The sequence below is a fragment of the Streptomyces sp. A012304 genome (assembly GCF_026008495.1).
Classification (GTDB): domain Bacteria; phylum Actinomycetota; class Actinomycetes; order Streptomycetales; family Streptomycetaceae; genus Streptomyces.
This window is the reverse complement of the sequence record NZ_BQUN01000002.1, coordinates 42235-67780: the sequence shown is the minus strand read 5'-3', so window position 1 is coordinate 67780 and position 25546 is coordinate 42235. Positions and strand designations below refer to the sequence as shown.

Here is a 25546-nt window from a genome sequence, read left to right as displayed (position 1 = left end):
CGGTGGGGGTCTCGGGGGCGGGCGGGGTGCCGGTGGTGGAGGCCGCCGTGGCGCTCGCCGTGCGGCCGGCCGAGTCGATCACGACCGCCTTGTAGCGCAGGGCGGTGCCGGGCGGTACGTCGGTGCCGATGGTGTGGGTGACCTTGTACGGGGCGTGGTCGGCGGAGCCGAGGGTCGTCCACGTGCCGTTGCCCACCTGCGCGGCGAAGACGACACGGTTGAGCTGTCCGCCGTCGGTGTCCGCGGTGAGCTCGACGGTGCCGGTGGCGCCGGGGGCGGGGGCCTTGAGGGTGATCGTCGGCTTCGTCGACGGTTCGGCGAGGGGGCCCGCCGCCCTGAGGACGATGGCCGAGCCGGCCGGGACGGTGACGGTGAGCTGCTTGGCGGAGTCGCTCCGCAGCGAGTCGTCCGTCCCGTAGATGCCCCGGAAGGTCATGTCCGCCGAGCCGGTCGGGAAGGTCGCCGTGCTGGGCGCGTCTGCGTTGTTGAACGCGACGAGGTACTCGGTCCTGTCGGTGCCGGTCCGCGAGAAGGCGTAGATGCCCGGTCCGTCGGCCGCGTACCGCTGCTCCTGAACCCCGTCGGTGAGCGCCGGATGGGCCTTGCGCAGCTTGGCGAGAGCGCTGATCTGCCGGTAGAGCGGTGCCCTCGTGTCGTAGGCGTCGCTCGCGTGGGTGCGGTCGGTGCCGATCGCGTCGTCGTCGAGGTAGTCGGCGGTCCGGGACGCGAACATGCTCTGGCGGGCGTCCTTGTCGCCGCCGGAGCCGGTGAAGCCCTGTTCGTCGCCGTAGTAGACGACGGGGTTTCCGCGGCTGAGGAACATCAGCTCGTTGGCGAGCCGGTCCTTCCGCAGCAGTTCGGCGTCGGTGGCCTTCGGGTTGTCCTGGTGCAGGAAGTGCCCGATGCGGCCCATGTCGTGGTTGCCGAGGAAGGTGACCTGCTCGTACGCGTTGGCCTTGTCGGTCGTGTACTTGTAGTCGTCACCGAAGACCGCGGCGAGCTTCTGCGCGCTGCCGCCCTGGGAGGCGTACTGGCGGGCCGCCTCCTGGAAGGGGAAGTCGAGGGTGGCGTCCAGGCGGCCCCGGGTGACATAGGGGGACGTGACGGAGGTGTCGGCGGAGTAGACCTCGCCGAACATGAAGAAGTCGTCGCGGCCCCGCTTCGCCGCGTAGGCGTCCAGGGCGGTGGCCCACTGGGTCCAGAACTCCGTGTTGACGTGCTTGACGGTGTCGACCCGGAAGCCGTCGATGTCGAAGTCCCGCACCCAGCGCTGGTAGATCCGCTCCATGCCGCTGACGACCTCGGGACGCTCGGTCCACAGGTCGTCGAGGCCGGAGAAGTCGCCGTTGGTGGAGCTCTCGCCGGCGAAGGTGGAGTCGCCGCGGTTGTGGTACATCGTCGGGTCGTTGAGCCACGACGGGACCTTGGTGTTCTTCGTGGCCTTCGGGGTGCGCGGGAAGGAGCCGGCGTCGACGTCCGGGAAGTCCTTCGTGCCGTTCGCGTAGTCCGCGTCGTCGAACGGCTCGCCGTCCTTCGTCAGATAGGGGAAGGCACCCTTGGACAGATAGTCGTAGGACTTCTCCTCGTAGTCGACGACGTCGGCGGTGTGGTTGGTGATGACGTCGAAGAAGACCTTCATGCCCTTGGCGTGCGCCTTGGAGATGAGGGTCTTGAGGTCCTCGTTGGTGCCGAAGTGCGGGTCGACCTGGGTGAAGTCGGTGATCCAGTAGCCGTGGTAACCGGCGGAGGCGTTGGCCCCCGTGCCCTGCACGGGCTGGTTCTTGAAGATCGGCGCCATCCACAGGGCGGTCGTGCCGAGGCCCTTGATGTAGTCGAGGCGCTTGATCAGGCCCTTGAGGTCGCCGCCCTGGTAGAAGCCCTTGTCGGTGGGGTCGTAGCCGGTGGTGAGGCGTGAACCGGTGAGTCCGCCCCGGTCGTTGCCGGTGTCGCCGTTGGCGAAACGGTCCGGCAGGACGAAGTAGAACTGCTCCCGGGTGGCGTCGTGCCGGGCGGGCTCGGCGGCGAGCCTCGCGTCCGACGGCGGCGGGGGCGGCGCGTCCGCGTGGGCGGCGAGCGGCTGGACGAGGGCGGTGGCGAGCGCGGCGACGGTGACGGCCGCGACCCGTCTGGTGTGCCCGGTGCGGCGCGTGCGGGGCGCCGGCCATCTCGGTATCACAGGCGGGAACTCCTTGCGATTACGGCTCTGGTGGGTCCGACCCCGCGTGACCGTATCGCCAACGAAAGGTTTACAGCAATAGTCTTGAAACCGATGGCAAGAACTTTCACAGACTGCCTCGGCGGTGTCGCACCGGCCCGGACGCCGGGGCGCCCGCGGTGCCGCCCCCTCGCGCACCACCGATGACGTCGTCTCACAGGTGATGGCGAAGGGGCGGCGACGGCGGCCGGTCAGCAGCTCGACTTGCCCGCGTAGATCGCCAGGGCCGTGTTCGAGCCGAGCGTGGCCGTGAACTGCCCGCTGGAGTTCACCGTCACGGTCGTGTTGTTCTGGACGTCGCAGTACGTCCCCGCGGGCAGCGACGTCTGGTACGTCCGGCTCAGCGGGCCCGACTCGTGGTTGATGGCCACGAAGCCCTTGCTGCCCCGCCCGAACGCGATCGCGTCGCCCCCGTTGTCCCACCAGTTGGTCACCGGCTCGCCGCGGGTGGCGTTGCGGAGGGCGACCATGGACCTGATCTCCGGCCAGGCGTGCTGGCACTTCCAGCCGTTCTGCCAGCAGGCGTTCACCTGGCCGCCGTTCGGCGGGCCGGCGTCCGGGTCGGAGAACTCGTAGCCCGAGTTGATGTCGGGCGCGCCGTAGGGCCAGGCCAGCATGAAGACGTTGGCCAGGGTGTAGTTGGCGTTGTCCTTGTAGCTCAGGGTGCTGCCGTTGCGTTCGGTGTCGTGGTTGTCGACGAAGACACCGGAGACACCGCTGCTCATGTAGCCCCAGCCCTCGCCGTAGTTCTTCAGGTAGGCGAGGTTCTCGTTGTTGAAGACCCGCTTGAGGTCGTAGGCGTAACGGAACTCCTGCACATCCCCGTTGCCCGTGTACTCGGTCGGCTGGACGGCCTCGCCGCTGCCGTAGATGGCCTCCTGCTTCCAGTACACGTTCGGGTTGGTCAGCCGGGACTTGATGTTGGCCAGGTCGGCGGCGTCCATGTGCTTGGCCGCGTCGATGCGGAAGCCGTCGACGCCGAGGCCGAGCAGGTCGTTCATGTACCCGGCGATGGCCCCACGGACGTAGTCCTCACCCGTGTCGAGGTCGGCGAGGCCCACCAGTTCGCAGTGCTGGACGTTCCAGCGGTCCCGGTAGTTGGAGATCTGGCTGGTGCAGTCGTCGAAGTCGAACGACGAGTACAGGCCGGGGTAGCCGTACTTCGTGTACGACGAGCCGCCGGTGCCGGTGCCGCTGCCCGCGGCCATGTGGTTGATGACGGTGTCCACGACGACCTTCACACCCGCCGCGTGGCAGGTGTTCACCATGTTCTGGAAGGCCGCGCGGTCACCGAGCCGGCCGGCGATCTTGTAGCTGACCGGCTGGTAGGAGGTCCACCACTGCGGGCCCTGTATGTGCTCGGCGGGCGGGGAGACCTGGACGTATCCGTAGCCGGCGGGGCCGAGGGTGGTGGTGCACTCCTTCGCGACCGAGGCGAAGTTCCACTCGAAGAGGACGGCCGTGACGTCCTTGGTGCCGGGCGGGGAGGCGTGGGCGGCACCGGGGGCGGCGAGGACGGCTGCCGCCGTGGCGAGGGCGAGCACACCTGAGGAAACGGTTCTTCTGCTGACCATGTGGGGTTCCTTCGACACTGAAGGCACTTGCTGAAATCTTTCAGCAAACTTGCGGTGACGCAGATGTTAAAGGCCCGCCACCTGAAAAGGCAGCGGGCCGTGTGAAGTTGGTGCGAGGAATCTCGGCGGGCGTCCGTCGGCTCAGGCCGTGGTGAACCACACCGTCGTGTCGGCGGGCACCTTCGCCTCGCCGTCCGCCTCGGTCAGGTCACCGCTGGCGAGCAGCACCCGGCCGTACGCCGGGACGGTCACCGACTCCCCGGAGGTGTTGGCGACGCACACGAACTCGCCGCGCCGGAAGGCCAGCACGCCCTCGGGGGCGCGCAGCCACTCCACCGTCTCGCCGGGCCCGAGGTCGGGGTGGGACCGGCGGACGGCCAGCGCCGAGCGGTACAGCTCCAGCGTCGAGCCGGGCACGCCGTCCTGCGCCTCGACGCTCAGCTCGCCCCAGCTCTCCGGCTGCGGCAGCCAGCTGCCCCCGCCGCCGAAGCCGTACGACGAGCCGGTGCGCGTCCACGGGATGGGGACGCGGCAGCCGTCGCGGAAGCCGTCCTGGCCGGCGCCGCGGAAGTACGCGGGGTCCTGGCGCACCTCGTCGGGCAGGTCGACGACGTCGGGCAGGCCGAGTTCCTCGCCCTGGTAGACGTACGCCGAGCCGGGCAGGGCCAGCATGAGGAGGGTGGCCGCGCGGGCCCGGCGCAGTCCCAGCGCGCGGTCGCCGGGCGTGCGGATCTGGGTGCCGAGGCCGGGCGGGTTGGCGAACCGGGTGGCGTGGCGGGTGACGTCGTGGTTGGAGAGCACCCAGGTGGCGGGGGCGCCGACCGGGCGCATGGCCTCCAGGGTGCGGTCGACGACCTCGCGCAGCTCCTCGGCGTCCCAGTCGGTGGACAGGTACTGGAAGTTGAAGGCCTGGTGCAGCTCGTCGGGGCGGACGTAGTTGGCGGTGCGCTCGACGGTCGGGGTCCACGCCTCCGCCACGAAGATGCGCTCGCCGGCGTACTCGTCGAGGACGTGGCGCCACTGGCGGTAGATCTCGTGGACGCCGTCCTGGTCGAAGAACGGCATGACATCGTTGCCCAGCAGCTTCAGCTGGTCGTGGGCGCCCAGGTCCGGCAGACCGTCCGCCTTGACCAGGCCGTGGGCGACGTCGATGCGGAAGCCGTCGACGCCCATGTCGAGCCAGAACCGCAGGATGGAGCGGAACTCGTCGCCGACCGCCGGGTGGTCCCAGTTGAAGTCGGGCTGTTCGGGGGCGAAGAGGTGGAGGTACCACTCGCCGTCGGCGACCCGGGTCCAGGCGGGGCCGCCGAAGATGGACTCCCAGTCGTTGGGCGGGAGTTCGCCGTTCTTCCCCTTGCCGGGGCGGAAGTGGTAGCGCTCCCGCAGCGGGGAGCCGGGGCCCTCCGCGACCGCCCGCTTGAACCACTCGTGCTGGTCGGAGGAGTGGTTGGGGACCAGGTCGACGATGATCCGCAGGCCGAGTTCGTGGGCGTCGCGGATGAGCGCGTCGGCGTCGAGGAGGTTGCCGAACATGGGGTCGACGGCCCGGTAGTCGGCGACGTCGTAGCCGGCGTCGGCCTGCGGGGAGGCGTAGAAGGGGCTGAGCCACACGGCGTCGACGCCCAGGTCGCGCAGGTACGGCAGGCGGGAGCGTACGCCTTCCAGGTCGCCCATGCCGTCGCCGTTGCTGTCGGCGAAGCTGCGCGGGTACACCTGGTAGATCACCGCGTCCCGCCACCAGTCGCGGCGCTTGGCGGCGGTGGCGACGGCCGAGGCGGGCCGAGAGGTGGGGGCCGGTGCGGCGGAGTGCTGCTGGCTCATGGCGTCCTTGGTACGTAAGGGATGTGCGGTCATGGTGTGTGGGGTGCGGCAGCGGGTGGAGGTGGTCAGGCGGCCGCGGTGCCGGCGGGGTCGGAAGGACACCGCGGCCGCCACCCGCGCCACAGGAGCGCGGGAGTCTGTCGACGACAGGGCCTCAGCCCTTCGTGCCGCCCGCGGTGAGGCCGGTCACCAGGTTCTTCTGCACGAGGTAGAAGAACGCGGAGACGGGTATCGCGATCAGCACGGCGGTGGCGGTCATCAGGTTGCGCTGGGCGTCGTGCTCGCTGATGAAGCTCTGCAGGCCGACGGCGAGCGTGTACTTCTGGTCGTCCAGCATGAAGGTGGTGGCGAAGGCGACCTCGCCGAAGGCCGTGATGAAGCTGTAGAACGCGGCGACCGCGAGGCCCGGCTTGGCGAGCGGCAGGATCAGCCGCGTGAAGGTGCCGAAGGGCGTCAGACCGTCGACCCGTCCGGCCTCGTCGATCTCGAACGGGATCGTGTCGAAGTAGCCCTTGAGCAGCCAGGCGCAGTAGGGCACCGCGGTGGAGCAGTAGACGAGGATCAGGCCGAGGTAGGTGTCGATGAGCTGGAGCTCCGACAGGATCTGGTACATCGGCACGATCAGGACGGCGATCGGGAACATCTGGGTGACCAGCAGCACCCACATGAACTTCCGGTAGCCGGGGAAGCGCATGCGGGACACGGCGTAGCCGGTGGTGGCGGCGATCAGCACACCGATGACGGTGGTGCCCAGCGAGACGATCAGTGAGCTCTTCAGCCAGTCGAAGAAGTTCGTCTCCGTGAGGACGTACGAGTAGTTGTCGAAGGTCATCTTGGACCAGATGCCTCCGGGGTGGAGGTAGTCGTCCTTGTCGGGGCCGAGGGAGAGGAAGACCAGCCAGGCGATCGGGAACAGCGCGATGAGGCTCGCGACGGTCAGGGCGCCGTGGGAGGCGAGGGTCCCGAGGGGCCCGCTCCTGCCCCGGCCCCGGCTCTTCCCGGGCTGGTCCGCGCGGCTGTCTCGGGTCACGTCGGCGGAGGTCTCGACGGTGCTCGTGCTCATGGGAACTCCTGCCTCAGATCGCGAGCTGCTGCTCGTTGCGGTTCAGCCAGCGGCGGTAGAACGAGGTGAAGACGATCAGGATGGCCAGCAGCAGGATGCCGTAGGCGGCCGACTGGGCGAAGTCACGCGGCTGCTGTCCGAAGCCCAGGTAGTACGCCCAGGTGACGAGGATCTGCGCGTCGGGGGCGGTGTTGCCGAAGAGCAGGAAGATCACGGCGAACTGGTTGAACGTCCAGATGATGCCGAGCAGGACGACGGTGGAGCTGACCGACCTCAGGCCCGGCAGGGTGACGTGGCGGAACCGCTGCCAGGCGTTCGCGCCGTCCATCTCGGCGGCCTCGTAGAGGGAGGCGTCGATGGACTGGAGGCCGCCGAGCAGGGAGACCATCATGAACGGCACACCGCACCAGGTGTTGACCATGATCGCGGCGAACCGCTGCCAGAAGGTGTCCTCCAGCCACAGCGGCGTCGGCAGGTGCAGCGCCTCCAGGCCGGAGTTGATGATGCCGCCGTCGGCGAGCATGAACCGCCAGCCGAACACGGTGACGAAGGTGGGCACGGCCCAGGGCAGGATCAGGATCAGCCGGTAGAAGGTGCGGCCGCGGAGCTTCTGGTTGAGCAGCAGGGCGAGGCCGAGGCCGATGGTGTAGTGCAGGGTGACGCAGGCGGCCGTCCAGACGATCGTCCAGATGAAGTGCGACCAGAAACGGTCGTAGGCGGTCTCGCCCCACAGGATGTCGGCGTAGTTGTCGAGGCCGATGAACTTGTAGGTGGCCTCGATCTCGTTGACGCCGATGGTGCGGGCCGTGTTGAGGCTGTTGGCGTCGGTGAGGGTGAGGTAGAAGCCGTACGCCAGGGGATACAGGACGAGGACGCCGAGGACGACCGCCACCGGGGCGATCATGGCGTACGCGTACCAGTGCTTCTGGTAGCCGTGCTTCAGGCGCCGGCCAAGGCCGGGCCGCGGCGCGTCACCGCGGCGCTTGCCGGTCGCGCGGTCGATGGCGACTGTCATGGTTCGACACCTTCTGGAGGATCCGCTGATCAGAGGGGTGTGCCGGGCAGGCACAGGCCGGTGGCCGCCGGATCACTCCCCCGTGGAGCTGGGTGATCCGACGGCCACGCGGGGCTCACTTGCTGAAGTCCGGCACCAGCTTGGCGATGGCGGTCTCGGCGCTGCTCAGGCCCTTGTCGAGGGACTCCTTGCCACCCGCGATCTTGGGCAGTTCGGTGTCCAGGGGCCCCCACAGGGAGCTGTACTCCGGCAGCGCCGGGCGCGGCTGGGCGGCGGCCAGCACGGTCTGGTAGCCGGCGATGCCCGGGTCGGCCTTGACCTGGTCGGTGTAGGCGTCGTCGCGCGTGGGCAGCGTGGAGTTCTTCAGCGCGATGGTCGCCTGGGACTTCGCGGAGGTCATGAAGTTGACGAACTTCAGCGCGGCCTTCTGGTGGGCGGAGTCCGAGCCGGCGTAGACGGACAGGTTGTGGCCGCCGGTCGGGGCGCCCGCCTTGCCGGTGGAGCCGGCCGGGACGGTGGCGATGCCGAGGTTGTTCTTGTCCTTGAAGGCCGAACCCTTGTAGAAGTTCGTGATCTCCCAGGGGCCCTGGACGATCGAGGCGACCTTGCCGTTGACGAAGGCGTCCTGGATGTGGGCGTAGGCGTCGGCGGTGGTGTCGGCCTTGTGCAGGCCCTTGCCGTCGAACAGGCCGAGCCAGGTGCCGTACGCCTTCTTCGCCTGCGCCGAGTTCACGGTGATCTTCTTGGCGTCGACGTCGACGGTGTCGGTGCCCTCGCCGTAGAGGAAGGACTGGGCGTAGTAGGCCTGGGTGGAGCCCCAGTAGCCGTCGACGCCGGTCTTGTCCTTGATCGTGGCGGCGGCCTTCTTCAGGTCGTCCCAGGTCTTGGGGGCCTCGGTGATGCCGGCCTTGGCGAAGAGCGCCTTGTTGTAGACCAACGCGAGGGTGTCGGTGACGAACGGGACGCCGTACGTCTTGCCCTCGTACTTGGCCTGCTCGACCAGGTTGGACTTGAACTTGGCCTGGTCGGCGAGGGCCTCGGTGCCGTCCAGCGGAAGGAAGAAGCCCTTCTTGGCGAAGGCGGGGGTCCAGCCGACCTCGGAGCGCAGCACGTCGGGGGCGCCCTTGGAGCCGGCGGCGGTGTCGAACTTGTTCTGCGCCTGGTCGAAGGGGACGTTGACGTACTTGACCTTGATGTCCTTGTTGGCGGCCTCGAACTCCTTGACCAAGGCCTGGTACGTCGGCGCCTCGTTCGTCGCGTTCGAGGTGTCCCACCAGGTGATGGTGACCGGGCCGTCGGCCGAGTCGCCGTTGTCGCTTCCGCCGCAGGCCGTCGCCGCGAGGGCGAGGGACGCCACCAGCGCGGTGGCCGCTATGCCACGCCGCATGAGTTCTCCTTGAGGGTGAAAGCCCGTGTAGCTACAGGGAGCGGTCCCGTCCGCCGTCCCTGTCGACTTGCCGACTTCACGCCGTTGCGGCGGCCGCCGGGCGACGTGAACGTAACAGCGTTGTAAGCGGCGCGAAAGACCTTGCAGAAAAAAAATGCAAGACATCTCCGAAGTTATCCGGGCGTGACCTCTCGGCGACCGTCGTGAGACGCTTGTTTACAGGCGTCGAGCGGTATGGGGCCGGTTGTGCAAGACTCTGCAAGCTCTTGCCATCACTTTCACGAGGGAGCGCGATGACGCAGCAGCCCGGGGCGAGCCGTTCAATCGGTCGCACACGGCGTCCGTTCGGTGGGCAAGGTGACACCTGGCCGGTACAGTCCACCCCTGTGACCACACGGCTTGCCGACATCGCCGCGCAGGCGGGGGTGAGCGAAGCGACCGTCAGCCGCGTCCTCAACGGCAAGCCTGGCGTCGCCGCCCCCACCCGCCAGTCCGTGCTCGCCGCGCTGGACGTCCTGGGCTACGAACGCCCGGTGCGGCTGCGCCAGCGCAGCGCGGGGCTGGTCGGTCTGATCACGCCCGAGCTGGAGAACCCGATATTCCCGGCCCTGGCCCAGGTCATCGGCCAGGCGCTGACCCGCCAGGGCTACACCCCGGTCCTCGCCACCCAGACCCCGGGCGGCTCCACGGAGGACGAGCTGACCGAGATGCTGGTCGACCGCGGGGTGGCCGGCATCATCTACGTCTCCGGGCTGCACGCGGACACCACGGCCGACATGCAGCGCTACGAGCAGCTGCGCGCGCAGGGCGTCCCCTTCGTCCTGGTGGACGGCTTCTCCCCCAAGGTGCAGGCGCCCTTCATCTCCCCCGACGACCGCGCGGCGATGACCCTCGCCGTGACCCATCTCGCCTCCCTGGGGCACACGCGCATCGGTCTGGCTCTCGGACCGAAGCGTTTCGTCCCGGTCCAGCGGAAGATCGAGGGCTTCGTCCGCGCGATGCAGGAGCAGCTGGGCCTGGCCGCCGAGGTCATCGAGCGCGAGCTCGTCCAGCACTCGCTGTACACCCTGGAGGGCGGTCAGGCCGCCGCCACCGCGCTGATCGAGCGGGACTGCACGGCGGTCGTCTGCGCCAGCGACATGATGGCCCTGGGCGCGATACGGGCCGCGCGCCAGCGCGGGCTCGCGGTGCCGCGGGACATCTCGGTGGTGGGCTTCGACGACTCCCCGCTGATCGCCTTCACCGACCCGCCGCTGACCACCATCCGCAAGCCGGTCCCGGCGATGGGCCAGGCCGCGGTGCGCACGCTCCTGGAGGAGATCGGCGGAACGCCCGCGCCGCACAGCGAGTTCGTGTTCATGCCGGAGTTGGTGGTGCGTGGTTCGACGGCTTCGGCGCCCGGTGACCGCAATCGTCCGTAAGGCGGAGAATCCGGGCTTTCGAGCCGTCCGTGCGCAGGAGCCCGTAGGGGTCCTCCCGCCGTAGGACATGCGGGTGGGACAGGACCGGGGGAGGATCGGGGGTGAAGGGCTTTTCTGGCAGACTCTGTGTCCATGGGTGAATCGACCGTGACGTCACTGGAAGGCCGTGAAGAGGCCGTTCCACACCCTGTTCTGGCCGAGAGCCGGCCGAGTCGGCTGCACCGACTGCGCGCGCCCCGCAGGCCCCGCCTGTGGTTCGAGATCCTGCTGATCGCGGTGAGTTACTGGACGTACTCACTGATCCGCAACGCGGTCCCGGAGCAGAAGGCCGAGGCACTGCGCAACGCCGACTGGATCTGGCAGGCCGAGCACCACCTCGGCATCGCCGTCGAGGAGTCCGTCAACCATGCCGTGAACTCGGTGACTTGGCTCGTCGTCGGGATGAACTACTACTACGCGACCCTGCACTTCGTGGTGACGCTTGGGGTGCTGGTGTGGCTGTACCGCAGCCATCCCGGCCGCTACGCGGCGACCCGCCTGGTGCTGTTCGCCACAACCGGTGTGGCCCTGGTCGGTTACTATCTGTATCCACTCGCGCCCCCGCGGCTGATGAACGGCAACGACTTCATCGACACGGTCGTCGTCCACCAGACATGGGGTTCGATGGCCTCCGGCGACCTGAAGAACATGTCGAACCAGTACGCCGCCATGCCGTCCATGCACATCGGCTGGTCCGTGTGGTGCGGGCTGACGATCTTCGCGCTGGCCAAGCTGCCCTGGGCCAGGATCCTCGGCCTGGTCTACCCCGCCGCGACCCTGGTGGTGATCGTCGCCACCGCCAACCACTTCTGGCTGGACGCGGTGGGCGGCGTGCTCTGCCTGGGCTTCGGTTTCACGGTCGCCCTGATCTGGTACGGCAGCCTGCCGTACGCCCTGCCGAGAACCATCCGGAAGACCCCCGCCGTACCGGTCAGGATTCCGCGGCCGCCCGCAGAGCCTCGATGAAGGCGTCCAGCGCGGGCAGCGGTGGGGCGGTCTCCCGCACCGCCGCGTGAATGGCGCGCACCGGCACCGGGTCCCGCACCTCGCGCACGACCACCCCGGGATGCCGGCTGCCCAGCCCCAGCCGGGGGATCAGGCCGATCCCGAGGCCGGCGGCGACGAATCCCTGCGCGGTGACGTAGTCCTCGCTCTCGACCACGAACCGGGGCCGGAACCCGGCGGCCGCGCACGCGTCGAGCTGGGCGTCCCGGCACGGCCCCGGCCACTCGCTGCCCACGAACGCCTCGTCGGCCAGCTCCGCCAGCCGCACACCGCGGCGCGCCGCGAGCCGGTGGCCGCGCGGCAGGACGGCGAGATAGGGATCGTCCAGCAGACGCACCAGCCGCACCCCGTCCCCCGCCCGCGCACGTACCACCAGGGCGAGATCGGCCCGCCCCTCGCGCACGTCCGGCAGCGCGTGCTCGGGGTCGCTCAGCCTCAGCTCGACCTGGACACCCGGGTGCTCCTCGCGCAGCCGCGCCACGGCGGGCGCGACCATCCCGGCGCCCGCGGTCGCGAAGTACCGCACCGACAGCCGCCCGGTCCGCCCGGCCAGCAGGTCGGCCAGAGCGGCCTCGGCCTCGGCGACCTGCCGGCCGATGGCGTCGGCGTACTCGGTGAGCAGCAGCCCGGCGGCCGTGGGCCGCACGCCCCGCCCCACCCGCTCCAGCAGCTCGGCGCCCGTCTCCTTCTCCAGGGCGGCGACCTGCTGACTGACGGCGGAGGGCGTGTACCCCAGCGCGGCCGCCGCACCGGTCACCGATCCGGCGGCCACGACCGCCCGCAACACCTGCATACGTCGCACATCGAGCATGCGACCACCTTAATGCAGTGCACCTTAAGGAACCATCAAGAACTTTTCACTTGTCCTGCATGGATGGTCGGGCCCACCGTGGGGACATGCCCCTCGCCTCCACACTCCGCATGGCGGCCCTGGCCCTTCTCTGGGGCTCCGGCTTCCTCCTGATCAAGCTGGCCCTCACCCACGGCCTGAGCCCGACCCAGATCACGATCGCCCGGTGCGCCCTCGGCACGGCGGTGCTGCTCCTGCTCGCCCGCCGGGCCGGCCAACGCCTCCCCCGCGACCGCGCCACCTGGACCCGCCTGGCCGTGGCGGCGCTGTTCTGCAACGCCCTGCCCTTCGCGTTGTTCAGCGTGGGCGAGCAGACCGTCGACTCGGGCGTCGCGGGCGTCCTCAACGCCACCACGCCCCTGTGGTCGCTTCTCATCGGCGTGCTGCTGGGCACGGAACGCGCCCTGCGCCCGGTACGCCTGACCGGGCTGATCCTGGGCTTCGCCGGCACTCTGCTGATCTTCGCGCCCTGGCAGCGCTCGGGCCTGCTCACCTGGGGCGCCCTCGCGCTCCTGGCCGCGGCGGCCAGCTACGCGGTGGCCTTCGCCTACATGGCCCGTACCCTCACCGGCCGGGACGCGCCGCTGGCGATGTCGGCGGCCCAGCTGCTGGCCGCCACCGCCTGGACCACCCTGGCGCTGCCCACGGCCGGCCCCCTCGACCCCGACCTCACCGCCCTGCTGGCCGTGGCGGCGCTGGGCACCCTGGGCACGGGCGTGACCTTCTACCTCAACTACCGCCTGATCGCGGACGAGGGTCCGACGACTGCGGCCACTGTCGGCTATCTGCTGCCGGTCGTGTCGGTGGCGCTGGGCGCGGTGTTCCTCGACGAGGGGGTCGGCGGGCGCGTGCTGACCGGCATGGCGGTGATCCTGGCCGGGGTGGCGATGACCCGGGCGGCGGGGACGACCGGGGCGGCCGGCCCACGGAGGACGGCGGGGGCGGAACGGGATGGGGCGGAGGCGCCTTCGCGGGAGTCCCGGGCGGTGGCGTAGCCGGCCGGTCCGGTGGCCGCCCAGGCGCTGCGCCGCATCGGCGTCGTGGCCGGGTGCCGTGGTGGCCGCCGGCGCCGGTCTGATCGCGATCGGCACGGATTCGACGGCCTGGCGCCGGGCCGACGCCCGCCCCGCGCCCGACGCGGCGCCCGACCGGCTCGCGCACCACCCGGCTGTCGACGTCCGCCTCGCCGCCGCGTCCGGCCCCACGTGTCGCGTGGCTGTCCCGCGTCACACTCGCGGATCCGTCCCGCGCGGATGTCCCGCGACTCACCCGCAGACCCGTCCCGCGTGGATGTCCCGCGACTCACCCGCAGACCCGCCCCGCGTCCCACCCGCAGACCCGCCCCGCGTGGATGTCCCGCGACTCACCCGCAGACCCGTCCCGCCTCTCACCCGCAGACCCGTCCCGCGTCACACCCGCGAACCCCTCCCGCGCCTCACCCGCGGGTCCGTCCGCGCGTGCCTATCCCGCGTAGAACAGCTCCTCCACGACCCCCCGGGCCCGCCGGGCGGTGCGGCGGTAGCCGTCCAGCAGTTCGCCCACGTGGCCCGGGCCGTACCCCAGGTAACGGCCCACCGCGGCCAGTTCGCGGCTCTCGGACGGGAAGGTGTCGCCGGCCCGGCCCCGCACCAGCATCACGGCGTTGCGCACGCGCGTGGCCAGCACCCATGCCTCGTCGAGAATGCCCGCGTCCTCCTCGCTCAGCAGACCGGCCTCGCGGGCGGCCCGCAGGGCCTGCCGGGTGCGGGTGGTGCGCAGCCCCGGCTGCTCCCAGCCGTGCCGCAGTTGCAGCAGCTGCACGGTCCACTCCACGTCCGACAGCCCTCCGGGGCCCAGCTTGGTGTGCAGCTTGGGGTCGGCGCCGCGCGGCATCCGCTCCGACTCCATCCGCGCCTTCAGCCGCCGGATCTCCCGTACGGCCTCCTCCCCCAGCCCGCCCTGCGGGTAGCGCAGCGGATCGACGAGCTCGATGAACCGCCGCGCCAGCTCCTCGTCGCCGGCGACCGGCTCGGCCCGCAGCAGCGCCTGGGACTCCCACACCAGCGACCACCGCCGGTAGTAGGCCTCGTACGACTTCAGGGTCCGCACCAGCGGCCCGGACTTCCCCTCCGGCCGCAGGTCGGCGTCGATCAGCAGCGGCGGATCCGCGCTCGGGATCTGCAACAGCCGCCGCATCTCGGAGACGACCCGGTTGGCCGCCCGGGTGGCCTCCCGTTCCTCCACGCCCCCGCGCGGCTCGTGCACGAACAGCACATCCGCGTCGGAGCCGTAGCCGAGCTCGTGCCCGCCGAACCGTCCCATCCCTATGACGGCGAACCGGGTCGGCAGGGTGTCGCCCCAGCCGTCCCGCACCACGGCCCGCAACGTCCCGGCCAAGGTGGCCGCCGTGAGGTCGGAGACGGCCGCCCCCACCCGGTCCACCAGCGCCCCCTGATCGGCCTCGGCGGGCTGCGCCTCGGTGCCGTAGGAGCTGACGATGTCACCGGCGGCCGTACGGAACAGCTCCCGGCGCCGTACGCCGCGTGCCCCGGTGACCGCCTGCTCGGCGTTCCCGGCGCGGCCGACGGTCGCGAGGATCTCCTGCTCCAGGTGTCGTCGGCCGCGTGGATTGAGACCGGCGCCCTCACCGCCGTCCCCGTCCCCGAGCAGCGCGACCGCCTCGGGTGCCCGCATCAGCAGGTCGGGGGCGAGCCGGCCGGCGGAGAGCACGCGCGCGAGGTTCTCGGCGGCGGCGCCCTCGTCCCTGAGCAGCCGCAGGTACCACGGTGTCTTGCCCAACGCGTCCGACACCTTGCGGAAGTTGAGCAGTCCGGCGTCGGGGTCCGCGGAGTCCGCGAACCAGCCCAGCAGCACCGGCAGCAGGGTGCGCTGGATCGCGGCCTTGCGTGTCACGCCCGACGAGAGGGCCTCCAGATGCCGCAGCGCGGAGGCGGGATCGGCATAGCCGAGCGCGACGAGCCGCTCCCGGGCCGCCTCCATGCTCAACCGGGCCTCGCCGGTGGCGAGTTGGGCGACGGCGTCCAGCAGCGGCCGGTAGAACAGCTTCTCGTGCAACCGCCGTACGACGGCGGCGTGCCGCTTCCACTCGCGGTTCAGCTCGCCGATCGGCTCGGTGCGCAGCCCCAACGACCGTCCGATGCGCCGCTGATCGGCCTCGTCCTCCGGAACGAGGTGGGTGCGCCGCAGCCGGTACAGCTGGATGCGGTGTTCCATGGAGCGCAGGAACCGGTAGGCGTCGTCCAGCTGCACGGCGTCGACCCGGCCGACGTACCCGCCGGCCGCCAGCGCCTGCAACGCGTCCAGCGTCGTGCCGCTGCGCAGCGAGGGATCGGTACGGCCGTGCACCAGCTGGAGCAGCTGCACGGCGAACTCGACGTCCCGCAGCCCGCCCGGGCCGAGCTTCAGCTCGCGTTCGATCTCGGCGGCGGGGATGTTCTCCACGACCCGCCGCCGCATCTTCTGCACGTCGGCGACGAAGTTCTCCCGCTCGGCGGCCTGCCACACCAGCGGCTCGACGGCGGCGACGTACTGCTCGCCCAGGGCGAGGTCACCGGCGACCGGCCGGGCCTTGAGCAGGGCCTGGAACTCCCAGGTCTTGGCCCATCGCCGGTAGTAGGCGAGGTGGCTGCTGAGCGTGCGCACGAGCGGCCCGTTGCGCCCCTCGGGCCGCAGGTTGGCGTCGACGGGCCAGATCGAGCCCTCCACCGTGCTCTCGGAGCAGATCCGCATCATGTGCGAGGCGAGCTTGGTGGCGGCGCGCAGGGCCTTGCCCTCGTCGGCCCCGTCGACCGCCTCGCCCACGAAGATCACATCGACGTCGGAGACATAGTTGAGCTCGTGTCCTCCGCACTTGCCCATGGCGATCACCGCGAGCCGGCACAGCGCGGCGTCCCCGGGCGCCGCGTCCTGCGCGAGGGCGAGGGCCGCGCGCAGGGTCGCGGTGGCGAGATCGGCGAGCTCCGCGGCGGTCTCGGCGATGTCGGTGGTGCCGCACACGTCACGCGCCGCTATGGACAGCAGGCACCGCCGATAGGCCACGCGCAGCGACACCGGATCATCGGCCTCGGCCAGCCCGCGCTCGAACTCCTCCACCCCCGGGTGCAGGTCCCGCGGCTCGTACGTGACCAGCGCCTCCCAGTCCCGCGGGTGCCGGGCGAGATGGTCGGCGAGGGCCGCGGAGGCGCCCAGCACCCCCAGCAGCCGGTCCCGCAGCGGCTTGGCCGCTATGAGCGTGTCGAGCAGCCGGCGCCGTGCGGTCGCCTCCGGCTGTGCCTCCAGCAGCCGCACGAGTCCCAGCAGGGCGAGATCGGGATCGGCGGTGGCGCCCAGCGCGTCCAGCAGGACGGGGTCGTTCCTGACTGGCGCGAGCCCGGCGCTGTCCAGCAGCCGCTCGGCGGCGGACGGGTCGGTGAAACCGTGCCGCAGCAGCCGCGTGAACGTACTGCTCCTGCGCCCCGGCGTCATCATCCCCGGCCCTCCTCGTCCGAACGGGTCCGATCAAGGTCGTACAGGGTTGAGCCTAACCCGGGCTTCCCGGCGGCGCCCCGGGCCGACCGGATCACGGTCGGTGTCGCGCCCCTGACCCGACCTCCATCACCCGACCGCCCATGGAACGACCGCCCAAGACCCGACCGTCCATGGAGGGCAGCCGTGCGGCAGGAACGCCGGTACGGCCCACGCGGAGCCGGCCGCGGCACGGCGGGAGCAGGAGGCCACAGGACTCCCGCGTCAGCCCTCTCATCCCGTGGACGAGAGGCGCATAAAACGCGCCTCGTGGCCCTGTCCGGTGCCCGAGCGAGCCGCGCACGTTCGGGGCCGGCGGGCTGCCCGGACGGCGCCCGCGGCCCGGCACTCCGCACGTCTCGTCGCACCCTTGCGGCCCGGGCCGTGCGGGGCCGCCCGCCGAGTGGCTGCCGTCAATCCGCCTGATACAGAACCTCCCTCCCGCTACGATCACACAACAACGCCTGAACCCATGTCACTTGGCGCTCGCAGGCGTGCCCACGACCAGGTGCGGAGAGTTCGCTTGTACACAGAAGTACGAACAGTCACCCCCGAGTTGGCGGCGGAGTGGCTCAAGAAGAACACCCTCAACCGCCCGTTGAGCCGGCAGACGGTCGCGCAGCTGTCCCGCGCGATCGAGCGGGGCGAGTGGAAGCTCACGCACCAGGGCATCGCGTTCGACGAAGAAGGCCGGCTCGTCGACGGCCAGCATCGCCTGGAGGCCGTCGTGAAGGCCGGTATCGCGGTGGACATGCTGGTCGCGCACGGCGTCGCCAGGACGGCCTTCACCGTCATGGACACGGGACGCAAGCGCACGGGACGTGACGCGCTCTCCCTCGCGGGTGAGACCAACAGCACGCATCTGGCCGCCGCCCTGCGCGGCCTCCAGCTCTACCTCTCCTCCCCCGACGCCACCTGGTCCGGTGGGTCGTCGCTGGTCTCCAACGACCAGTTGCTGACGACCCTGGAGGCACACCCGGAGATGCGCGAGGCGATCAACCGCGGCATGGCCCTGAACAGGGCCACCAAGGTCACCGTCACGGCGGCGTCGATCGGCTGGTACGTCACCAGCCGGGAACGCGCGGACATCGACCAGACCGCGTGGTTCGAAGGGCTCATCACGGGTGCCGGCCTGACCGAGTCGGACCCCAGGCTGGTGCTGCGCAACACCCTGCTCGGCATGGCGGCCGGCAAGCGCTACCGCCGCAAGGACGACTCCCGCGAGCACCTGCTCTACTACCTCAAGGCCTGGAACGCCTGGGTCGAGGGCCGTCCCCTGAAGCTCCTGCGCAGGTCGCCCGGCGAGAAGATGCCGAAGATCACCAAGAAGGTGCACGCCACGCAGAGCCTGGACGACGTCATCTCCTGAGACGGCTGTGTCACGCTGCTCGCCGCCTGAGCGGGGGGCGGTTCTGCAGAGCGTTGGTGCGATGCCGAGAGGCGACACGAGGGAGCTGAGCACGTCATGTCGGGCGGGGCTATGGCGCGGACGGTCGGTCGTCGCCGCGGCGACGGCGGGCGGAACGTCGGGGTGCTGAGGGAGACCAGCCGATGAGCGGCTACGAGGCCGTCGCCCGGTCCGCACGTGGGCGGCGATCGGACTACGCCTGCGAGAAGGACCCCTTCCGGGGCGGTCAGGCGGACGTGTTCAAGGCACGTCACAAGCCGACGGGTGTCACGGTGGCGCTCAAGAAGCTGCGCGCGCCTCTGACCTGGAAGGTCGCCCGTATGGAGCGGGAGATCGAGATCGGCCGGATGCTCGCCGGCCATCCGCACTCGATGCCGATCCTGGACGCCGACCCGGCCCACACCTGGTTTGTCATGCCCTGGGCCGAACAGACCGCGGAAGGGCTGCGCGGCGAGTTGGGGACGGCCGACCCGGAGGTGCTCATGGCACTCGTCCGGGCCGTCTGCTCGGTCCTCGCCGACGCCCATGAGGAAGGGTGGGTCCACCGGGACATCAAACCCTCCAACATCCTTCGTCTGGACGGGAGATGGGTCGTCGCCGACTGGGGCATCGCCCGGCGGCCCCATGGCCGTACCCCGGACGATCCCCTGACACGCGTCGGGGTGTCGATGGGATCCGAGGGGTTCGCCGCCCCGGAGCTGTCCGACGACGCCCACAACGCGGGCCCGCAGGCCGACATCTACAGCATCGGCCAGGTCATCGGCTGGTGGGACACCGCGCGCCGGCCGCGCGCGTACCGCCCTCTCATCCCGGAGTCCGGTCCGTGGCGGACCGTGGTGCGGTCCGCGACCCGGGAGGACCCGCGCAAGCGTCCGCCCACGGTGGCCGAGTTCCGCGCCCTGATCGACCGCGAGCTGGCGCCCGCGCCGATGTCCCCCACCGCGCAGGCGCTGTCGTTGCGTGGAGCGCTGAACCACGGCTCGGCGGCGGCCGCCGAGGCGCTCGTGGCCCTGGCGGACGCGCATGTCGACGATGCCGGGCTGTACTGCGACCTCCTGGTGGACCTCGACGAGGAGAGGCTCGTTCCGGCGCTGCTGGCCGACCCGGACCGGGCCATCGCGGTGGTGCGGGCCATGGCCCGGCTGCTGGGCTCCGCGCGCCGTCCGGAGCGGAGCGAGGTCGATGCCACCGTTCTCTGGCTGCTCAACGTCGCTCGTGGCGCGGCCGACGGCGGCCGGCTCCAGCTCTTCGAGGAGTGCCTCGACGGGGTCCTCGCGCTGGACGCGGCCTGGAACCCGCGCTTCGCCCAGGAGCAGATCCGCTCGTGGTTGCGCGGTGTCCGCGGAGACGCCGCGAGTTCCGCGGCGGACATGCTGCGGGCCCACCCCGACTCCTCGGTCCACTTCCTCGGCCTCGCCGGGGACGCCCAGGTGGACCATAGGATTCGAGCGGCTCTGAGAGCGGGCGGCGACATCGCGGCCGCCGGCGGGGCCGCCGCTTGCGTCGAGCCGGCCGGCACCCGCCGCGATCGTCCCGCGGACGGCGACGAGCCCTGGCGCGGGTACATCGGTGTGCCCGGCTCGACCCGGCTGCCGGCGAAGGTCGCGGAGCATCTGGTCGCGACGCTCTACAAGAACGCGGACGACGCTCACTGGCATCTCCTGGACGCCCCGGCCCGGGCGGCCCTGGTCGATTCCTGGCTGGCGGACCCGTCGGTGGGAGGTGTCCTGGCCGAGCACCTCACGTTCCAGCAGGCACGCATATGGCTCAAGGACGGCCCTTTGCGTCACCTGGAACGCGCGCAGGAGGGTTTCGGCCCGTTCGCGTCCTTCGTGGTGCGGGGATACCGGGGGGCGGAGGAGGTGGTGGAGGCGGCGTACGGGGCCGGCTGGCGCGTGGTGACGGACTCGGTGGCGCAGAAGCCGTCGCGCTGCTACGCCTCCAACGGGACCTCCGAGGGGTTCGTCGTGTGGGGGCGGGCGCGCAGCCTGCGCGACCTGCTGTGGACCGCGCTCAACGAGGCTGCCGAGACGCCCGGCGAGCGGATGTCTCCCGTGGTGGTGGTCACCAGTGACTACGACCAGCCGGTCGCGCCCGACGACCGCGCACGACAACAACGCCTCGCCGACCGCAGCGGCGTCCGGCTGGTCCATCTGCGGCGCAAGATGATCCGCCGCGTGCCTCTGCCGAGGTGACCCGCCGGCCGACCGGGACACCACCCGCCGGCCGGTGACACGCCTCGGGCCTCGGCGTCCACGACCGCACCTTCCGGCCCGACAGGCCCTCGGGGGCTGACGCGCCTCCGGGGCCCGACACGGCCCGAGGTCCGCCACACTCCGGCGTACGACGGGCCCCGGGGTCCGACGCACCCCCAGGGGTCCACACCCCCCAGGGACCGACACGCCCCCGGGGGCCGATACGCCCCGGCGTCCGAAGCCGGTGAACGGCGTCGGACCCGGTCGGGCGGCGTGCCTACAGCACCGGCAGGTTCTTCCGCAGCTCGAACGCGGTGACCTCGCTGCGGTACTCCTCCCACTCCTGGCGCTTGTTGCGCAGGAAGAAGTCGAAGACGTGTTCGCCGAGGGTCTCGGCGACCAGGTCGCTGCGATCCATGAGGGTGAGGGCCTCGCCGAGGTTCTGGGGGAGGGGCTCGATGCCCATCGCGCGGCGCTCGGCGTCGGAGAGGGCCCAGACGTCGTCCTCGGCGCCGGGCGGGAGTTCGTAGCCCTCCTCGACGCCCCTGAGGCCCGCGGCCAGGAGCATGGCGTAGGCGAGGTAGGGGTTGGCGCCGGAGTCGAGGGAGCGGACCTCGATGCGGGCCGAGCCGGTCTTGCCGGGCTTGTACATGGGGACGCGGACCAGGGCGGAGCGGTTGTTGTGGCCCCAGCAGATGTAGGAGGGGGCCTCGCCGCCGGCGCCGGCGGTGCGCTCGGAGCCGCCCCAGATGCGCTTGTAGGAGTTGACCCACTGGTTGGTGACGGCGGAGATCTCCGCCGCGTGCTTCAGCAGGCCCGCGATGAAGGAGCGGCCGACCTTGGAGAGCTGGTACTCGGCGCCGGACTCGTAGAACGCGTTGCGGTCGCCCTCGAAGAGCGACAGGTGCGTGTGCATGCCGCTGCCGGGGTGCTCGGAGAACGGCTTCGGCATGAACGTCGCCTGGACGCCCTGCTCCAGCGCCACCTGCTTCATGACCAGGCGGAACGTCATGATGTTGTCGGCGGTGGAGAGCGCGTCGGCGTAGCGCAGGTCGATCTCCTGCTGGCCGGGGGCGCCCTCGTGGTGGGAGAACTCGACCGAGATGCCCATCGACTCCAGCATGGTGATCGCCTGGCGGCGGAAGTCCATGCCGATGTTCTGCGGGGTGTGGTCGAAGTAGCCCGAGTTGTCGGCGGGGGTGGGGCGGGAGCCGTCGAGGGGGCGGTCCTTCAGGAGGAAGAACTCGATCTCGGGGTGGGTGTAGAAGGTGAAGCCCAGGTCGGAGGCGCGGGCCAGGGCGCGCTTGAGGACGTACCGCGGGTCGGCGAAGGACGGGGAGCCGTCCGGCATGAGGATGTCGCAGAACATGCGGGCGGTGCCGGGGGCCTCGGCGCGCCAGGGCAGGACCTGGAACGTCGACGGGTCCGGCTTGGCGATCATGTCGGACTCGTAGACCCGGGCGAAGCCCTCGATCGCGGAGCCGTCGAATCCGATGCCCTCGTCGAAGGCCTGCTCCAGTTCGGCCGGGGCCACGGCGACGGACTTGAGGAAGCCCAGCACGTCCGTGAACCACAGGCGTACGAACCGGATGTCGCGCTCCTCCAAGGTCCGGAGCACGAACTCCTGCTGCTTGTCCATCTTCCGCTTCCCCATCCTTGCTGGTCAGGCCGCCTGTCCCCCGTACCACGGGAGGCGGTCGGGCACCTGAGCATCCCACCACACCACCATTTCGTACGCGTTGCGGACCTTGATCGTCTCGGCGATCCGGGGCTGAACGCCTCACGTACGGCGGATGGACTGCTCTGCGCCCATCTTGCCTGCTCGGACTGACATGCGTAATGCCCGGCCCCCCTCGTCCCACCGCACCCATTTAATTTGCATCTCAGATGCAAGTTTTAATACGGTGCCGGCAGTCGAGCGCCGAGCCAGAGCCCCGGCGAGCCCCGAGGAGGCCTCATGCTGTCCGAGCAGTCCGCAGCCACCGTCCGCGCCACGCTCCCCGCCGTCGGCGCGGCCATCGGCGAGATCACCGAGCGCTTCTACACGGGCCTCTTCGCCGCCCACCCGGAGCTGCTGCGCGACCTGTTCAACCGCGGCAACCAGGCCGTCGGGACCCAGCGGCAGGCCCTGGCCGGCTCCATCGCCGCCTTCGCCGCGCACCTGGTCGACCACCCCGACCGGCGCCCCGACGCGATGCTCGCCCGCATCGCGCACAAGCACGCCTCCCTGGGCATCCCGCCCGAGCAGTACGCGGTCGTCCACGAGCACCTGTTCGCCGCCATCGCGGACGTCCTCGGCGAGGCCGTCACCCCTCAGGTCGCGGCCGCCTGGACCGAGGTCTACTGGCTGATGGCGAACGCGCTGATCGCGATCGAGAAGCGGCTGTACGAGGAGCGCGGGGACGCCGCCCACCGGCGCGCCTGGGAGGTCGTGGAGCGCGTCCCGGAGACCGCCGACGTCGTCACCCTCCGGCTGCGCCCCGTCGACGGCGGCCCGGTGCGCGACTTCCGCGCGGGCCAGTACGTCTCCGTCCGCGTCGAACTCCCCGACGGCGCCCGTCAGGCACGCCAGTACAGCCTCTCGGGCGCGCCCGGCTCGGCGCTGCGCCAGATCAGCGTCAAGCGCGAGCACGGCGGCAGCGGCCCGGAGGGCGAGGTCTCCGGTCACCTCCACGCGCGCGTGCGCGAGGGCGACGTCCTGGAGCTCTCCGAGCCGTACGGCGACCTCGTCCTGGACGACGCCCCGGACGCCCCGCTGCTGCTCGCCTCGGCCGGCATCGGCGTGACCCCGATGGTCGCGATGCTGGCCCACCTCGCCGCCGCCGGCCACCCCGGCCCGGTCGCCGTCGTGCACGCCGACCGCTCCCCCGCCGACCACGCCCTGCGCGCCGACCAGGAGACGTACGCGGCGAAGCTCCCCGGGGCGGAGGTCCACCTCTGGTACGAGCAGGACGCCCCCGAGGGCGCCCGCACCGGCCGCGCCGACCTCGGCGACGTCCCCGTGCGCCCCGGCACGCGCGCGTACCTGTGCGGTCCGCTGCCGTTCATGCGGGCGGTCCGGGCGCAGCTGATCGAGAAGGGCGTGGCCGCGGCGGACATCCACTACGAGGTGTTCGGGCCGGACCTGTGGCTGGCGCGGGACTGAGGTCTCCCGGGGAGCGGGCGCCGTCCACGACTGCCGGGGCTCAGCCCGGGCGGGAGAGCGACAGCAGCAACGGCCCGGTCGGCTCCGCGATCATGTCCGCGATCGTCAGGGGGTCGAGGGCGGCGAAGAAGGCCTCCTGGGCGCGTCGGAGCGCGCCGCGCAGGCGGCAGGCGGTGTTCAGGGGGCAGGGGGTCGTGCCCTCGCAGTCGACCACGTCGCCGTCGCCCTCGAAGGCGCGGACGACGGCGCCCACCGACGCCGTCCGGCCCCGCTCGGTCAGGGCGAGGCCGCCGCCCCGGCCGCGACGGGCGTCCAGCAGGCCCATGTGCTGGAGTTCGGCCACGACCTTGGCGGCGTGGGTGTAGGGGACGTCCATGGCGGCCGCCACCTCGCGGGTGGTGGGACTGGACGTCCCGTCGGGCACCGCGAGCCGCATGAGGACGCGCAGCGCCAGGTCGGTGGATCGCAAGAGCCGCATGGAAGGAAGCGTAAATAATACGCATCTCGGCTTCAAATTATGAGTGTCCCCGCTTCTTGGCTGTGATCCGCCTACGGGATTCCCCTTCTCTCCCCTTACCATCAGCGGACCCGCACGACCCCTCCACCGCCCCCGAAGGACAGGCCTCCATGGGTTCCGCCAGTACCAGCAGCAACGCGGCGCGCAAGGCCCGCATAGAGGAAATGCGTCGTGCCGAGCGGGCGCGTGAGCGGCGCAACCGGATACTCGTGATCACGGCGAGCGTGGTCGCCGTCGCCGGACTCGTCGCCGGCACCGTGGTGCTGGTGCGGTCGCAGTCGGACGGCGGCGGCTCCTCGACGACCGAAGCGAAGGCCTCGGGGCAGTTCGTCACGGGGGCGGACGGGGTGAAGACCTGGAAGGGCACGCTCGGCCGCACCCACGTCACCAAGAGCGTGGACTACCCGATGGAGCCCCCGGTCGGCGGCAACCACCACCAGGCGTGGATGAACTGCAACGGCGACGTCTACACCAAGGCGATCGACAACGTGAACGCCGTGCACTCGCTGGAGCACGGCGCGGTCTGGGTGACGTACAACAGCAAGGCGCCGAAGGCGGAGGTCGACGCGCTGGCGGCGAAGGTGAAGAAGACCCCGTACACGCTCATGAGCCCGGTCGACGGGCAGGCCGACCCGATCATGCTCACCGCGTGGGGGAGCCAGCGCACGGTGACCGGTGCGAGCGACCCGAACGTGGACAAGTTCTTCGCGAAGTTCGTGCAGGGCCAGCAGACGCCGGAGCCAGGTGCCGCGTGCACGGGCGGTCTGTCGCAGTGAGGTACGCGGGAGTCGCGGTCGCCGTGGCCGGCGTGCTCGTCGCGGCAGGGGCGGTCAGCTACTCCGTGGCCGGCGACAACGGCGCCGAGGTCCCGTCCGCCGAGTCGGCGGACGCCGGGTTCGCCCGGGACATGGCGGTGCACCACCAGCAGGCCGTCGAGATGTCGTACATCGTGCGGGACCGGACGGACGACGAGGACGTGCGGCGGCTCGCCTACGACATCGCGCAGACGCAGGCCAACCAGCGCGGCATGCTGCTGGGCTGGCTCGATCTGTGGGGGCTGCCCAAGGTGTCGTCCGAGGGGCCGATGGCCTGGATGGGCATGCGGTCCACGGCCGACGGCGGGGACGGCGCGCTGATGCCGGGCATGGCCACCGACGCCGAGATGAAGAAGCTCGGCACGCTGAACGGCAGACAGGCCGAGGTCTTCTACCTCCAGCTCATGACGGACCATCACCGAGGCGGCGTGCACATGGCCGAGGGGTGTGTCGCCAAGTGCGCCGTGGGAGTGGAGAAGCGGCTCGCGCAGGGCATGGTCGAGGCGCAGGAGTCGGAGATCGCCCTGATGACCGACCTGCTGAAGGAGCGGGGCGCCACACCCCGGTCGTGAG

Annotated in this window: 18 protein-coding genes; 8 read left to right on the top strand and 10 right to left on the bottom strand. The window is 71.0% G+C overall.

Annotated features, from left to right (window positions below):
• From ALMP_RS01030 to ALMP_RS01005, 6 genes are all read right to left on the bottom strand, one after another.
• On the bottom strand, positions 1–2176 hold a 2176-nt coding region (locus ALMP_RS01030), incomplete at its 3' end, for an alpha-amylase family glycosyl hydrolase (RefSeq protein ID WP_264923955.1).
• Between the two features lie 230 nt (positions 2177–2406).
• A complete protein-coding gene (locus tag ALMP_RS01025; protein ID WP_264923954.1) occupies positions 2407–3789 on the bottom strand; it encodes an alpha-amylase family protein in 1383 nt (460 codons plus the stop codon).
• Positions 3790–3930: 141 nt separating this feature from the next.
• Positions 3931–5610: a glycoside hydrolase family 13 protein gene (locus ALMP_RS01020; protein ID WP_264923953.1), complete on the bottom strand. Its 1680-nt coding sequence runs from the start codon at positions 5608–5610 to the stop codon at positions 3931–3933.
• Positions 5611–5764: 154 nt separating this feature from the next.
• The gene (locus tag ALMP_RS01015) at positions 5765–6673 is read right to left on the bottom strand and encodes a sugar ABC transporter permease (RefSeq protein WP_264923952.1); all 909 of its coding nucleotides are present in this window, start codon (positions 6671–6673) and stop codon (positions 5765–5767) included.
• A 13-nt stretch (positions 6674–6686) separates the two neighbouring features.
• On the bottom strand, positions 6687–7688 hold the full coding sequence (locus ALMP_RS01010; protein WP_264923951.1) for a carbohydrate ABC transporter permease: 1002 nt from the start codon (positions 7686–7688) through the stop codon (positions 6687–6689).
• Positions 7689–7803: 115 nt separating this feature from the next.
• Positions 7804–9075 (bottom strand): extracellular solute-binding protein, encoded by a 1272-nt coding sequence (locus ALMP_RS01005; RefSeq protein ID WP_264923950.1) that lies wholly within the window; start codon positions 9073–9075, stop codon positions 7804–7806.
• A 386-nt stretch (positions 9076–9461) separates the two neighbouring features.
• Here ALMP_RS01005 and ALMP_RS01000 point away from each other — a divergent pair, with 386 nt between their 5' ends.
• Both ALMP_RS01000 and ALMP_RS00995 read left to right on the top strand, forming a co-directional pair.
• On the top strand, positions 9462–10496 hold the full coding sequence (locus ALMP_RS01000) for a LacI family DNA-binding transcriptional regulator (protein WP_264923949.1): 1035 nt from the start codon (positions 9462–9464) through the stop codon (positions 10494–10496).
• A gap of 132 nt (positions 10497–10628) precedes the next feature.
• Positions 10629–11501 (top strand): phosphatase PAP2 family protein, encoded by an 873-nt coding sequence (locus ALMP_RS00995; RefSeq protein WP_264923947.1) that lies wholly within the window; start codon positions 10629–10631, stop codon positions 11499–11501.
• On the opposite strand, the gene ALMP_RS00990 is transcribed toward ALMP_RS00995, so the two are convergent.
• Positions 11467–12351, bottom strand: coding sequence for a LysR family transcriptional regulator (locus ALMP_RS00990; protein ID WP_264923946.1), 885 nt, complete (start codon positions 12349–12351; stop codon positions 11467–11469). The genes ALMP_RS00995 and ALMP_RS00990 overlap by 35 nt on opposite strands.
• An 86-nt stretch (positions 12352–12437) precedes the next feature.
• Between ALMP_RS00990 and ALMP_RS00985 the strand changes: the two genes are divergently transcribed.
• A complete protein-coding gene (locus ALMP_RS00985) occupies positions 12438–13385 on the top strand; it encodes a DMT family transporter (RefSeq protein ID WP_264923945.1) in 948 nt (315 codons plus the stop codon).
• Between the two features lie 466 nt (positions 13386–13851).
• Here the strand turns inward: ALMP_RS00985 and ALMP_RS00980 are convergent, their stop codons facing one another.
• Positions 13852–16857, bottom strand: a complete 3006-nt coding sequence (locus ALMP_RS00980; RefSeq protein ID WP_264923944.1) for a bifunctional [glutamine synthetase] adenylyltransferase/[glutamine synthetase]-adenylyl-L-tyrosine phosphorylase — start codon at positions 16855–16857, stop codon at positions 13852–13854.
• A 559-nt stretch (positions 16858–17416) separates the two neighbouring features.
• On the opposite strand from ALMP_RS00980, the gene ALMP_RS00975 reads away from it, so the two are divergent.
• Together ALMP_RS00975 and ALMP_RS00970 are read left to right on the top strand one after the other, a co-directional pair.
• Positions 17417–18262, top strand: coding sequence for a hypothetical protein (locus ALMP_RS00975; RefSeq protein WP_264923943.1), 846 nt, complete (start codon positions 17417–17419; stop codon positions 18260–18262).
• A 182-nt stretch (positions 18263–18444) separates the two neighbouring features.
• Positions 18445–20496, top strand: a complete 2052-nt coding sequence (locus ALMP_RS00970; protein WP_264923942.1) for a serine/threonine-protein kinase — start codon at positions 18445–18447, stop codon at positions 20494–20496.
• Positions 20497–20773: 277 nt separating this feature from the next.
• Here ALMP_RS00970 and glnA read toward each other — a convergent pair whose 3' ends face one another.
• The gene (glnA, locus tag ALMP_RS00965; protein WP_264923940.1) at positions 20774–22135 is read right to left on the bottom strand and encodes a type I glutamate--ammonia ligase; all 1362 of its coding nucleotides are present in this window, start codon (positions 22133–22135) and stop codon (positions 20774–20776) included.
• A 318-nt stretch (positions 22136–22453) separates the two neighbouring features.
• On the opposite strand from glnA, the gene ALMP_RS00960 reads away from it, so the two are divergent.
• Positions 22454–23641: a globin domain-containing protein gene (locus ALMP_RS00960; protein WP_264923939.1), complete on the top strand. Its 1188-nt coding sequence runs from the start codon at positions 22454–22456 to the stop codon at positions 23639–23641.
• Between the two features lie 40 nt (positions 23642–23681).
• Here ALMP_RS00960 and ALMP_RS00955 read toward each other — a convergent pair whose 3' ends face one another.
• Positions 23682–24119 (bottom strand): Rrf2 family transcriptional regulator, encoded by a 438-nt coding sequence (locus ALMP_RS00955; protein ID WP_264923938.1) that lies wholly within the window; start codon positions 24117–24119, stop codon positions 23682–23684.
• A gap of 149 nt (positions 24120–24268) precedes the next feature.
• On the opposite strand from ALMP_RS00955, the gene ALMP_RS00950 reads away from it, so the two are divergent.
• Positions 24269–24934 (top strand): DUF3105 domain-containing protein, encoded by a 666-nt coding sequence (locus ALMP_RS00950; protein WP_264923937.1) that lies wholly within the window; start codon positions 24269–24271, stop codon positions 24932–24934.
• Complete coding sequence (locus ALMP_RS00945; RefSeq protein WP_264923936.1) at positions 24931–25545, top strand: DUF305 domain-containing protein; 615 nt, start codon at positions 24931–24933, stop codon at positions 25543–25545. Before ALMP_RS00950 ends, ALMP_RS00945 begins: the two co-directional genes overlap by 4 nt.
• Position 25546: the final 1 nt, after the last annotated feature.